Source organism: Mucilaginibacter calamicampi (assembly GCF_042676765.1).
GTDB lineage: Bacteria > Bacteroidota > Bacteroidia > Sphingobacteriales > Sphingobacteriaceae > Mucilaginibacter > Mucilaginibacter calamicampi.
The window spans coordinates 451,428-465,353 of the sequence record NZ_JBHTHU010000006.1 but is presented as its reverse complement, the minus strand read 5'-3'; the positions used below and the strand labels follow the sequence as shown (position 1 = coordinate 465,353).

Sequence of the window (13,926 nt, the reverse complement as noted above, 5' to 3'; positions counted from 1 at the left end):
TAGGTTGAAATTACCTTTTAATTTAAATACCTTATTATCTAACCTTATAATTCCTTTTTTTATGATACACTTTCTTATTTTGCCGTCTTTTTGTTTTAAAGAAAAGTATGATGATAATCGATAGTAATGCAATTAAACAATATATAAACCAATTAGAACTTAATTCACCTGAAATAAGACTCTGGAGTCGCCCTGTCTTAATCCATCGCTGTAGTACATCCACAGATGAAAATAACTGACCATCACTTCCGGTAATAGATTTGCCATCAAATTTATTCGTTCCCCAGACTATATCAGATTGTAGATTGGATTTATTATACCGAACTGCCTCGTTCTCGATATTATAGACTTCGTTGTTATCTAAAAAAATACGGGCCGAGCCTTCATCAAAATATAGACCATAGTTACCAGAACCAGTCGCATCCGGGGATCGACTTATATCATGAACTATATTTCCCCTTATTACCGCATCAAATTGATTACCAAATGTGTATATCCCCCCCCCATCTGCCAATAGTTGCATAACATGATGAATTTTATTGTTTTCGATGATGTTTGCCCGTGTATAACTTAGGCCTCGCCCCGTTACGGAACCACAAAGGATACCGTCATACGGCATATTATATATTTCATTGCTATTTATATTAGAGCCAATTGCGGCATTAACAGCAATACCTATCGCCGACGGATAAATAAGTCCGCTATCATGGATCTTACATTTTTTTACAACATTGAAAGTGGGCAGAGAAGCATCAAATGTTTTACCTAAATCATATACCTCTGCACCTATCTTTATACCTCCACCACCTAAATCAAAAAATCTACAATTGATAATATTGTTTTTGCTGCTATAATCTTTAATATTGATTGCAGATGCTCCTAATTGAGAAAAGTCACAGTTTTCAAACTTATTACCGCAAGCATTTTGCAGAGAGATAGCTGCATCTCCATTCATACCACCAGAGTATCCTGTTTGCATATCAAGCCAGGGAATATTACTTATATTGTACTTTGACAGAACCTCTTTTTTATCGGTATGCACTCCCCGTTGGGCTACAGTATATTTGAACTTAATTCCTGAGAAAGTTAAGTTTTGAACTGATCGGTTGGTGGAATCCCCCTTGCCTCTTATTAAGATAAGTTGTTTAAGACGGGGAATAGTGTATTGCGAAAAGTTAGGATTCGCATTTACTTTCGTGCGTAATAGAATTTCATTAGTTTCTCTATTGTAACACCAATCACCGGGTTTTAATAAATATTCTCTACAATTTTCTAACACATAACGATTTCTATCAGAAAAAAAGCCAACAGGATAAATAGAGGGGCTCTTAAGATATACCTCCTTTGTATTATAATCTATTTTTGCAATAGAATGCAAAGAACAATCCCAACTATGGTATAACTTTACTTCAGCGTTATTTACATCTTCTACACTTAACTTACTTAAATCATTTCCGATATAAGAGAATCCCGAAAATGGTATGAGATCTTTAGTTTTAAGTTTTGCACTTAACCTAAATTTTTCAGAAATATCCGAAAGCTCGTGCTTAGTTATATCTTTAATAGTGCCTTTGTACGCCCTCAAAGGTCCTGAAGTATAAAATAACGGCGACTGACTCCTGTTTAAGCGATTCCCGTTTTCAAAAAGTTGATTAATCTCTTTGTATGACCCTGTACTTAACTTCCAAATGTTCCCGGATTTAGTTTTAACCCAGTTATGGGCTAAATTTTTTCCGCCTGAAATCGTAACCGTACCAGGTTTATATGCTTTATAATTCACAGAACAAGTCGATGTCCCTCCATCATTGAAGGTAAATACTAACGATTCCGAAATTTCATATTCACCGGGCATTAGAGCAACTGTTATTTTAGAATAAGTATATCTTGAACGTAACACTCTCACAATGCCTTTGGCCCTTTCAATTGTACGTACAGGCGTATTTATCTGACCATCATTGTTATCGTTACCATTAGGCGAGACGAAAATGTTAACTTCTTTGTTGCCTTGAAATGATGTCAATACTGTAATGACAGCGCATATAATTAATGTTTTCAACGAAAAAAGGATAAACCTCATGTTGTTTAGATTCAATACCAAATCAGATTACGCGCATATCAATTGTATATGCATTTACCAATACCTATAGTTTGCAGAAGCACGAACAAATTTAATGAAATTAGCAGAAAACTTCAAACCAATTAATTTGGCATCCAATAGCTAATTGATGGTTAATTATTATATGATTTTAATAAGGCAATTTCTTATTTAAATTATAGCGCAATCCATCTATATGCGCCCTGGTTATTAAACCAACAGCTTTAATAAAATCTATAAGCGACAATTTCCTATATAGATAGTCAAATTGTTTAAGCAACACTTTTGTACGCGTGCTGTTATGGTATTTACGCCCTAAGTAAGCCCGGTTGCGAAAAAAGCAATAAGCTTTCCAGTTTGTGGGGCCGTCATAAACATATTCACCTTTAAAAACTTTATCATATAGCCTGTCTTTAGGGTGATAGAAAACCGCTTTAGTAGTGCTTTTAATAATAGCACCGATATTATTAATGCGTTGAAAATATTCCATTTCATCGCCCCATATAAAAAGGCGTGGATCTGGATAACCAACTTTTTTAACAGTATTAACTGCTAAAAGTATGCCGTTGAAAAAGGGGGCCCAATTGTCAACATATTCTATTGACAGATGTATTTTATTGTTGGATGTGGTTATAGCCGCGCAATCAAAGGCGAGGCTGTCAGGGTTATCATTATCCAACACAATGCAGCCCCAAACATCAACCTCAGGTTTCTTAACAGTTGCTGCAATTAAATTTTCTAAACAATCTTCTGCCGGGTAGCCATCGTCGTCCATCAGCCATAACCATTTATAGTTGTAAGCTTCTGCCGCCGCTTTTATTCCGGTATAAAACCCCCCGGCGCTACCGCTGTTGGGCTGATTAAAAACTATTAACTGTGTCTGCGTTGCCAGCCACTCTTTTGTTCCGTCGGTGCTGCCATTGTTCACAACTATAATATCATTTACCGGTAAGGTTTGCGCTCGCAGTTTGCCAATACAATGCTTCAACATTTCAAGGCGATTATAAGTAACAATTACAGCTGCAGTATTACTCAACATACTACTTGTGTTTTTCTATAAACTTAGCTGCAAGCTGCAGAGCTTCGGCTATTACATGGTGCATATCCATATACCTATAAGTAGCCAACCGACCCAAAAAAGTCACCTTATCCAGTTGTGCAACCTGCGCCTGGTACAGGCTGAGTTTGTCCATGTCGGCAGTCAATCGTTTTGGGTAATACGGTACGTCATCGTCACCCGTCTCCTTACTGTATTCCTTAAAATACACAGTTTGATCATGCTCCTCCCAGGGAGTGAAATGCTTATATTCAACAACACGGGTATGGCTTACGTCCTCATCACAATAATTAATTTGCGATGCGCCTTGAAAATCGCCTTCGGCCTCGTTACGATCAAAGGTTACTGTACGATATCCTAATCTTCCGTAGCAATAATCGAAATAAGCGTCTATTGGTCCGGTGTAAAATATATGGTCATAAGCGCCGGTATCAAATGCTGAATTAAACCTTGTGTTTAAACGTATTTCTATATTATCATGCGTTAACATTTTTTCAATTATTGCTGAGTAACCTTCCTCAGGTATTCCGAAAAACTGTCCATGGTAATAACTGTCATTGTAATTAAACCTTAGCGGTAGTCTTTTAATTATAGAAGCCGGCAACTCCTTAGGCTCGCATCCCCATTGCTTTTTAGTGTATCCGTACATAAAAGCTTTATAAAGATCTGCACCTATCATTGTCATTGCCTGCTCCTCAAAGTTGGCAGGTTCAGCGATCTTAACTACACGTGATGCAATAAATGCCTCAGCCTCGGCGGGTGTAAAATTTTTTCCGAAAAATTGATTTATAGTATGCAGGTTTATTGGCAGGGTGTAAACTTTATCCTGATAAATAGCTTTTACACGATGGGTGTAATTTTTGAAATTGCCAAACCTGTTAATATAATCCCACACCTCCTTATTGTCTGTATTAAAAATATGCGGGCCGTAAGTATGTACCATTATGCCTGTAGCACCATCGCGCTCTGTATGGCAATTGCCCCCTATGTGGTTACGTTCATCTAATACGGTAATGCTGCAATCAATATTTTTGCTTAATTGCTCAGCTATAACAGCCCCCGAAAATCCTGCTCCTATAATCAGATAATTTTGAGAACGCATTAGTTAGCTGTTTTTTTTAGTGATGAAAAAATGGTTAATATCTGACTCATAATAGTGCGCGCGCTGAAATACTTCCACGTAAGCAAATTAATTCCTTTTGCATATAAATAAATAGCACAGGCCAATACAATAAACACCTCTGTTATTACTAAGCTATATGCCGCTCCGGTGCCACCAATTAAAGGTATCAATAATAGATTTGATACTACGCTTACAATCGCGCCTGCTGTTGTAATGCGCAAAAACGCCTTATCCATTATTAAATTTAACATTACTTGTATTGCGTAGACATTACTAATAACTATAAGCAACGGAGTTACAGACAAAATAAGAAATATAGGTATACTTAAGGTAATGCTTTCTCCGTAAAACAACCGCAATGCCCAGGGGCCTAACACAACCATTCCGGTAAAAGCAATAAATCCTACTATAGTTACAATAGGTAGCACTTTCTGAGCTGCCTGTACACCTTCGTCTCTACCAGAGGCAAATGCAGCACCCACGTACGGAAAAAAAGAGTTAGATAACGGCACAGTGATAACAGCCTGAGCTATTTGCACAATTTTTATCGCGGCAGCGTAGTAACCCACCTGGGCATTGTTAGTGAGAGCGCCTAACAAAACCATGTTAGCAGTAGTATATACATTAATTACCACTGTCGAAAAAAACACCTGATATTCGTCTTTTAACGTTCTTAGTATTTTTTGAAAAGGTAATTTGATAATTTTGATTTTATATCTGCCAATTGCATACCTAAACGAATAATACCCAACCGCTATTTGCGCTGCACTAAAAATAAGCGGGTGATAGAAATAGTCGTCTTCGTGGCGTACCGCCAACAATACGGCTACTGTAAATAACAGCTTCATTACTACGTTAAAAACAGCTACCCGATGCAGCTCTTGCATGCCCTGATACAACCAGTTAGGTGTAATTATCCAGGATATAACAAAAATGTAGCTAAATATCATCGCTTTCCACTCGGCAACAAAAAACGGAACTACGGCAAAACAACAGAGAAATAGCACAAGTGTTACCAGAAATAATAAAACCTTACACCATAACACCGTACTAAAAAGCTCGGTAATTACTTTGGTATCGTTTTTATTCTGTGCCACCTTTCTTGTGGCGGTAAGATCAAACCCATAGTTTACAATCAGAACAAAATAACCTGCAATAGCGGTTGCATAGTTAATGACACCGAATTTATCGGCCCCAATAACACGCCAAATTACGGGCACACTAATTACGGGTAAGAGATAGTTAGCTATTTGAATTGAAACAAGGCTGGTAATATTTTTTAGAATTGTTGTTCTGTTTGTACTCATCCCTGCTATAACTACTTTCAAATATAGTAATATTTCATAAGTGGTTATTTTTACCCCTATTGATAATAGCGTTCCAAAAGCTTAATTGGAACGTTAAACAGCTTATTTAATTAAATTACTTTGAATAGAAGCATTACAACAGTGTATCATGCTGCGGGGATCCGAAAATTTCCTGCTCTACAATACAGCATATTATGTGGCCTATTAAAATATGAGCTTCTTGTATCCGCGGTGTATCTACCGAAGGCACCTCAATACAAATATCACAGTGTTGCTTCATTTCACCGCCTCCCATTCCCGTTAACCCAATTGTTGCTATTCCCATTTTCTTGCACTGTTCCAGTACATTTAAAACATTAGGCGAATTTCCGGATGTAGATAATCCTATAAAAACATCACCAGGAACCCCATGGGCCTGCACCTGCCGGGCAAAAAGTTTATCAAAACCATAGTCGTTTCCAATGGCTGTTAAAATGGAAGTATCAGTACTTAAAGCTATAGATGATAGCCCCGGCCTGTCAAAGTAAAACCTAACTACCAATTCTGCCGCAATATGTTGGGCATCGGCAGCGCTCCCGCCATTTCCGGCCAACATTGTTTTAAATCCGGCCTTGTATGCATTGGTTATCAGTTTAGCAGCCTTGTCAATCACCTCAATTAAGCCCGGATCGCTTAAAATACTTTGCTTAACAAGTATTGAAGATGATATTTGATCAGTAATAATTTTATTTGACATTAGTATATATTACTATTAGATGGTAGTTGTGAAGAACAATACTATTTAAGATTTTTTTAACGGTAAAAATAGCTTAACATTTTATCTGGCAGGAGAAAAGCCGGTATCACAATAAAAATCGTCTTTTTGTTTCAATCCACACCTTAGCCTGTATTGCCTTTCAAATATAAAACGAATATAGTTTAAGTGAGTATTTAATATAACCCGGGTAAATTTTTATTTAACTTGAGCCGTGAAATTTACCTTGCAAAAGGTGTCAATAATTTTTACAATCATAATTAAACTATAAGGCATAATGTTGAAGATTTTATGGTTTTCATTGTCGCCCGGATTAAGTGCAACCCATGTAAACAATAACTACATGGGCCTTGGATGGCTTAAAGCGCTTGAAAGCAATATACAAGACAAGGTTGACCTATCAATTGCATTTTATCATCACGACGACCATGAACCCTTTACGCTGGGCAATACCAGATATTTTCCGGTTAAGCGTTACAAAAAAGGCAAGGTATCTGAGATGCTGGAGCGAATTACTAATTCGCTTGAGAGCGATAGGCACATAGCCACTTTTTTAAAAATCATTGACGAAGTTAAGCCTGATGTAATACATGTGCACGGTACAGAAACCAATTACGGCCTGATTCAGAAATACACTGATATTCCGGTGGTATTGTCCATTCAAAGCATAATTACCGTTTACCACCATAAATATTTTTCTACCATTAACCATTTTCATGTAAGAAAATATTCGCGCGTTAAAGAGTTCATCTTGTTTAGAAGCTTCAATAATGTTTACAGGCGTTTCAATAAAATGGCCCAACGCGAACTGGATATATACCGCCATACCAAACATGTAATTGGCCGTACGGCGTGGGATAAAAGAGTAGCATCAATACTGGCACCAAACGCAATTTATCATCACAATGACGAAGTGCTTCGCAGCGGGTTTTATCAAAAACAATGGGCTGCTTCTTTAAACTCAAAAATTACTTTATTTACCACCAATGGGCCCGATATTTATAAAGGCATAGAAACCTTGTTACATTGCGCCCTTTTACTGGATATGATAAATATCAGCTTCGAGTGGCGGGTTGCGGGCCTTAACGTTAACGACGAAACCGTTGCTATAGCGGCAAAAGTGGTAGGAAAGCCAATCTCAAAAAACATCAAATTTTTGGGCACCGTTGCTGAAGATGACTTAATAACACAAATGCTTCAGGCTAGTATTTATGTTTCTACATCGCACATTGAAAACAGCCCGAACAGCCTTTGCGAAGCGCAGATTTTAGGCATGCCATGTGTAACTACAAATGCCGGTGGCACAAGTACTTTAATACAAGATGGTAAAGAGGGAATTGTTATACAAGATGGTGACCCCTTTGTTATGGCGGGAGCAATTGTTGAAATGATTAACGATTATAAAAAAGCCGCTGACTATGGAAGAAACTCTCGTAAAACAGCCCTTGAAAGGCATGATCCGCAAAAAATAACGAACGAATTATTGGACATTTATAACGCTGTGGCTCAACGTAATTAAGATTTTTATTACCCGCGACTTATTAAAGTGAGTCGCTTTTTGCTTTTAAACATCATGCAACACATCGGCTACAAACTGTTTCATTACACTATCAATATTTAAATACTTCATAGCATAATTGCGGGCATTTAAGCCTATGTTTTTATCGTACCCTTTTTCAAGCTCAAGTATTTTTTCAACCAGCAGATCGCTTTTTCCCGGCTCAACAATATAACCTAAATTATCATCCTTTATCATTTTGTATAATGACGTTCCCGGCGAGGTTGTAACTATACTTACGCCCCCAACGGCAAATATAGTGGCCAATTTTGATGGCATAACCAAATCGCCTGCAGTAGCTTTTTGCATCACCAGGTGAATATCGGCCATGTTCAAAAACTCGTTAAACACTTCTTTGTCCTGCAATGGCAAGAAAGCTATATTGGACAGTCCTTTTTTCTGTGCCTCTTTAACCAACTCATCTTTGTACGGGCCCGATGCACAAATGATAAATTTAATGCGCGGATTATCTTTCAATTTTTCTGCCGCAAGGGTTATTCCTTCTAAGCCCTGCTTTACACCGATAGCCCCCGAATACATATAAATTTGATCATCGGGCTGGTAACCCCATTTTTGTTTAAGCGAGCCGCGATCCTGCAATGGTTTAAAATACTCGGTATCAACCCAATTTGGGAAGAAAATAACGTCCTTATTTATTTTTGAGTGAATCTTGTCAATCATTCCCAGCGATATGCTGCTTACATAGTCAGCGCTCATTAATATCTTACGCTCTATTCTAAACAAGCCTGCCAATAACTTTTTATGATAGAACATTTTAAGATCGCGAGCTGCTTCTATCTGCATATCCTGTATATGGTACAACAGCTTACCGCCGTTAAAAACCCTTAGCATTAAACCAAGGTAGGCTAAGTGAAAAGGCGGAGCTACGTTTATGATTAGATCATACCTTTTTCGCGACAGAATAAGTTTAAAAACAACAAAAAACTTAGCAATCCAGTAAGAGAAATCTTGAATTGCTCGTTGCTTACCTGTAGGGTTAGATGGAATGTATGAGGGGCAACGATAAACCTGAATATTTGAATTACTATCGGGATATTTTATAATTTCTTTCTTATACCATTTGTTTCTGTAAGGTGCCTGAACTTTCCAGAAAGGGTAATACGGGAACGTGGTTATAACTGTGCAATCGTAACCCTGATTAGCCAGCCAGTCCATCATCTCCCCGTTATATTTACCTATCCCGATGGGTTCGGGCGAAAAATTATGACTTATAAGCAGAATGTTTTTTTTTTTCATTAAAAATATAGTTTTTTCACATCCTACGTCTCGTCCCCGTAACTATTAAACCCTAAATATAAACACTATTAATCAAAAACAGCGTAGATATGGCGTATATCACCTACATATTACAGCAAAAAAGTTAAATCACGGTGCACTTGTCAAATATTAAACCACCTTTTCTGCAGCTGTTATTTCCCGCGTCCTCAACACAATCAGGTACTCATATATAGCTTGCAATGTAGCATAGGTTATGCCGGTAGCTCCGTCCATAAACCCTTTACGCCAAATAACCATATAAAGCCATTTTACAACCGGCCTTAACGGCGTTCTGTAAAAGAAACCCTTTTGATGGTATCTCCTCTCTGTAAAATCGCGTTCAAAAATGGCCTTTTTCAAAGAAAATTGGGTATCAGCTTTTACATCATGCACTAACATCTCAGCTTCCATGTTTGCATAACCCAAATGCCTGGTAAACCAATGGTTAAATCCTTTAGAAAAAGGATAATGATCCAAATAACCATTCATTCGCATCACTTTTCCGTCAGCCAGAGAAATTGGATTTACCAATCGTTCATACCGCATCTTTTCTGGTCTAAACAATCTAACATAGTACGGTGATATCTGCGACCGCTTTAACCATTTTCCATTCCAGGCAAAATCCCTTCTTTGTATCTCATAGGCTACCACGTCAGTATTTTTATCCGGATCAAAACGCTTTAATTCCAAATACAAACTTTCTGACACCCGCTCATCTGCATCTATATATAACACCCATGGATACTTAAAACGAATGTTTGCGAGTCCCCAATTTTGATGGTCGGACCAGTTATCAAATTTTCGTTGGGTTACTATTGCTCCCGCCTGTTGCGCAACTTCTATGGTTGAATCCTCACTATACGAATCAAACACGTTTATATCGTCGCACCAGGCCACAGATTTTAAGCAGCCCGGCAAATTAGACTCTTCATTTTTAGTAAGGATCAATACAGATATCATATAAAATCACAATTTTCCACTATCTGCAAGTGGTTAGCAAATATATCCTAATAGAACTAAAACAGCTAAACAAATTGATTTTATTATAACACATTTTGCCTGGCAATTACCGTTGCGAAATAACATTGTAGAATTTAGCGGCGGCACGCTCAACTCTAAAATTATTTAAATAAACGTTGAAGGCATTTTCACCCATTTCTTTCTTGTCAACCGCAGATAATTCAAACCATTGCTTGAGCATATTTTTTACACCAGAGATTGTATCTTCAGTTACGATGCCCCCCTTGCCTTTTTTAATTTCCTCCCATATGTTTATCTGGTCTGAAATAATTACAGGTTTGCTACATGCTAAAGCCTCAACTACGGCAATGCCAAAGTTTTCCTGATGGCTGGGTAACATAAACGCATCTGCCCCATAAATTGCGCCCCATTTGGCCGCGCCTTTTATCATTCCAGGATAAAACACGTAATCTTTTGCTTCAGGTATTAATGCAAGAGCCCTTCTTATTTTTGCGCCAAACTGGCTGTCCATACCTGGCCCGGCTAAAACCAAAACAGGAAGGTTCTTTATTTGCCTTTTTGCTAACAACTCTAAATAAGCTTCCACCAGCATATCAACGCCTTTTTTGGGATGTATCCTCCCGAAAAAAAGTAAGTAATTTTTCCCCTGCAGCAAAGGACACTTTTTCAGGAACGCTTCTTTCATGCCGGCTGAATATGGCGGAGGTAAAGGAATTCCGTATCCTATATTATATTCATTTTTCGGGTGGTAATCAGGAAACGATTTGCGCGCAAGTAAAAGCTCTAATTGCGAAGTGAATAACAATCCATCAGAATCATTAACAACTTTTTTTTCTATTAAATGCCAATATATATAATTACGAATTGCCTTTATTCTCCGCTCGGGAGCCAACTGAAAGTATGGATCAAGCATGCCATGTGGCATAACAAAAAGTTTAGGTACTTTATCTCCTTTATTCTTTGCCGCCTCTTTTATTTTTCTCAGCATTTTCCATCCCGCGTAACTAAAAAACAACCACAAGCCGTTAATAACAACAACATCAAAAGACTGCATATGCGTTTTTAACCACGGAAACAACCTGTTAGAGTATTGCCAAAGCCCTTTAGCCGGCCCTAAAGCGTGGATAGGAAAATCATCTGATCCTAAATACTCCGAACTGGGGTCATCCATACACACAACCTCGCGATAAACGCCCAAATCTCTGATCAGTGGATTATTATTGCGTATACCCTGGCATGGCCCGCCGCTCACTGGATCCATACTTGAGATGATATGTAAAAGCCTCATACAGTTTTAATTAATATTAAACTTTAACACCTCGGCAACCGCACTATAAACTTCGTAGGGGCTTATAGATAGTATGCATCGCTTCTGCTGCGTTATACAAATCTCTTTCTGGCATCCTGCGCAATCTGTTCTATGATATATTATTTTGTTATTTAACCCCCGTGGATACCATTGACGTGGAAAATGGCGGGCCGAAAACACACACACGCAAGGCGTACCTACACTGGCAGCCAAATGCATGGGGCCGCTATCATGTCCTAAAAAAACACTTGCACGCTGCATTAATACTGCCGATGTTCTTGGCGCGGTCTTCCCACAAAGATTAACTCCTTGCTGGCCCCAGGCAGCTAAACATATGTCTGCTTCTTCAGCCTCATCGGCTGCGCCGAAAACTACTAAATGCCATCCCTTCAGTTCTCGTCCTAATAAATTCAATAATTCAACCCAATTGTGTTGTTCCCAGTTATTGGTTGGATGCTTTGTGCCGGTACTTATGGCAATAAATGGTGTATTTATACTGTAGTCTGCAATTACTTTATCCGCTATCGCCAACTCCGCAGAGGTGAAATGAAGTTTCCAAGCATCTTCCGAATTAAGGTCTATCTGACCTATTGACGCAAACCTGCGTGCAAGTCGTTTAGGCTCCCATTCAAAATCTCCGGTTTGAGGGTCAATGCTTAGCTGGATATCTTCAATTATCTCCGGGAAACCAATAAATGTCTTCACCCCGGCGGCTTTAAAAAAAAGCTTGTCGCGCAAAAGGGTTAATTTTGCTTTTCTAATATCGCCGTCTGAACGTACACTGGCTAAATAGCAAACGATATTGGGTTTTCTCTTCCTGATATCAATCAGTAATTTAAACAGTAAAAATGGATTGCGTGTTCCGACAGGATAATTTAATATGTGATTAAAGAAATATTCATTTCCCAACACACTCTCAACTGCAGCGGCCTTAGCGGCAACAGGCTTATTAGTTAGCAAGGTTATATCCGCGCCCGGAAATGCGGCCACTACCTTGTTGAAAACCGGTAGAGCAGCTATAGTATCTCCAAGGCTACCTAATCTGTAAATTAAAACGCTTTCTAACTTTTGCATTAATTAAAATTACTCTTCACGTCGGGCTCATATGTTTTAAAAGCAGCAATGTTTAAGCCCGCAAATAAAATGGCGAAGCCAAGAGCGGTTGGCTGCGCCCACTGCCCCTGTGATATAAGCTGAAAATCAACGCTTAACAATAGCCACGGAAGGATATTGTTAAATTTTAGAGCCTGGTAGCCTTTAACGAGTATTTTAAAGCATATGGCAATACGGATTAAAAGCACAAACGTGCCCAAAATAGATCCCATCTCACCAACCAGTCGCCCCCATTCCCCTTCAGACACCAGGAACTTGTCTGATCGGCCTACGAGTATGCGGGCACCTGCATTTGTTCCCATACCAATGCCCATACCAAAAAAGGGAAAATCATCTCCCAAATAAGGCTCGTCAACGTTTGCAATTGTTCTGTTAGTCAGCGTTTTTACTATACCACCCTCACTTTCATTGGCGTCAGTAAATCTTATCACAAGCGTATCAACCGCGGTTCCAAATACCCCCACTTCGTTTAAAACAAAAAACAGCACTACCACAGTTACAGCCCCGCCAATTATAGTAGTAAGATACTTTTGGTTTTTAAGAGCAGCTATCAAAGTAAATACCGCGGTAAGTGCTATTTGAAATGATAGAGTCCGGCTTATTGACAATGGTATTGCAGCCATTAAAGCTATACCCCCACCTATAAGAACCCAACGCTTGATCTTATTTTCGTTTAGCAGGAAGTACACTACAAATGCCGCTATAACTGTATAAAATTCTGTTAGCCCTGTTGTAAATGAAAAAGTACCCGATGGCCTGAAAAAACCGTTGGCACCACTAAAACCCGAACTACCCTCGCCGCCAATGCCTCTGTTAAAAAATGAAGACTGCGGGGTATAAAACTGCAAAGCAACAATAACAACCATAGGTATTGCTATCCACATAAATACCCGTCCCATCTTTACTACGTCGGTCTGATCGAAAGTATTTGCTATTAAAAATATAAGGGGAAAGTGAAGCAATAATATGCGCTCTCCATATATAGCCACAAAAAGATTACCATGGCCAACAAGCATAGTTGTAAAAAAACCTAATATCCCCGCGAAATAAATTCCGGATATATATATGTTTGATGGAAATCTGTCATATTTCCAAGCAGTGTATAGCAGCCATACTGCAACAGGATCTCTAATGATAAGCAATGGGGTTGCCAGAGAAGGTAAAAACCACTTACGTAACGCCCCTTCAAAAATTATTAGAAAAAAATAAACCCAGATGCCTTTTTTTAACAGCATTTCGCCGTGCTCTGCTCTAAAGTTGGGCAAACTCTTGTCCGTACTTGTTTGCAGTTGCGCTGTTATCCCCTCGGCCATATTAGTAAATGGTATACTCCTGTTTTTTCTTCAATTAT

11 protein-coding genes are annotated in these 13,926 nt (G+C 38.6%); 1 reads left to right on the top strand and 10 read right to left on the bottom strand.

The window, feature by feature from the left end:
* Positions 1–34 precede the first annotated feature (34 nt).
* From ACFQZS_RS11615 to ACFQZS_RS11595, 5 genes are all read right to left on the bottom strand, one after another.
* A complete protein-coding gene (locus tag ACFQZS_RS11615; protein WP_377100363.1) occupies positions 35–2,077 on the bottom strand; it encodes a right-handed parallel beta-helix repeat-containing protein in 2,043 nt (680 codons plus the stop codon).
* A gap of 169 nt (positions 2,078–2,246) precedes the next feature.
* Entirely contained in the window at positions 2,247–3,134 is an 888-nt protein-coding gene (locus ACFQZS_RS11610) for a glycosyltransferase family 2 protein (RefSeq protein ID WP_377100361.1), read from the bottom strand.
* Position 3,135: 1 nt separating this feature from the next.
* On the bottom strand, positions 3,136–4,254 hold the full coding sequence (glf, locus tag ACFQZS_RS11605; protein WP_377100359.1) for a UDP-galactopyranose mutase: 1,119 nt from the start codon (positions 4,252–4,254) through the stop codon (positions 3,136–3,138).
* On the bottom strand, positions 4,254–5,582 hold the full coding sequence (locus tag ACFQZS_RS11600; RefSeq protein WP_377100357.1) for a flippase: 1,329 nt from the start codon (positions 5,580–5,582) through the stop codon (positions 4,254–4,256). The genes glf and ACFQZS_RS11600 overlap by 1 nt, the downstream gene beginning before the upstream one ends.
* 133 nt (positions 5,583–5,715) lie before the next feature.
* Positions 5,716–6,318 (bottom strand): D-sedoheptulose-7-phosphate isomerase, encoded by a 603-nt coding sequence (locus tag ACFQZS_RS11595; protein ID WP_377100355.1) that lies wholly within the window; start codon positions 6,316–6,318, stop codon positions 5,716–5,718.
* Between the two features lie 295 nt (positions 6,319–6,613).
* Here ACFQZS_RS11595 and ACFQZS_RS11590 point away from each other — a divergent pair, with 295 nt between their 5' ends.
* A complete protein-coding gene (locus tag ACFQZS_RS11590; protein WP_377100353.1) occupies positions 6,614–7,855 on the top strand; it encodes a glycosyltransferase family 4 protein in 1,242 nt (413 codons plus the stop codon).
* Positions 7,856–7,900: 45 nt separating this feature from the next.
* Here ACFQZS_RS11590 and ACFQZS_RS11585 read toward each other — a convergent pair whose 3' ends face one another.
* The 5 genes from ACFQZS_RS11585 to ACFQZS_RS11565 all read right to left on the bottom strand — a co-directional run bounded on the left by ACFQZS_RS11585 (position 7,901) and on the right by ACFQZS_RS11565 (position 13,888).
* Positions 7,901–9,151, bottom strand: a complete 1,251-nt coding sequence (locus tag ACFQZS_RS11585; RefSeq protein WP_377100351.1) for a WcaI family glycosyltransferase — start codon at positions 9,149–9,151, stop codon at positions 7,901–7,903.
* Between the two features lie 150 nt (positions 9,152–9,301).
* Complete coding sequence (locus tag ACFQZS_RS11580; RefSeq protein WP_377100349.1) at positions 9,302–10,132, bottom strand: glycosyltransferase family 2 protein; 831 nt, start codon at positions 10,130–10,132, stop codon at positions 9,302–9,304.
* Positions 10,133–10,238: 106 nt separating this feature from the next.
* Positions 10,239–11,207, bottom strand: a complete 969-nt coding sequence (locus ACFQZS_RS11575; protein WP_377100347.1) for a glycosyltransferase — start codon at positions 11,205–11,207, stop codon at positions 10,239–10,241.
* A gap of 240 nt (positions 11,208–11,447) precedes the next feature.
* The gene (locus ACFQZS_RS11570) at positions 11,448–12,536 is read right to left on the bottom strand and encodes a glycosyltransferase family 9 protein (protein ID WP_377100345.1); all 1,089 of its coding nucleotides are present in this window, start codon (positions 12,534–12,536) and stop codon (positions 11,448–11,450) included.
* Complete coding sequence (locus tag ACFQZS_RS11565; protein WP_377100343.1) at positions 12,536–13,888, bottom strand: hypothetical protein; 1,353 nt, start codon at positions 13,886–13,888, stop codon at positions 12,536–12,538. The genes ACFQZS_RS11570 and ACFQZS_RS11565 overlap by 1 nt, the downstream gene beginning before the upstream one ends.
* Positions 13,889–13,926: the final 38 nt, after the last annotated feature.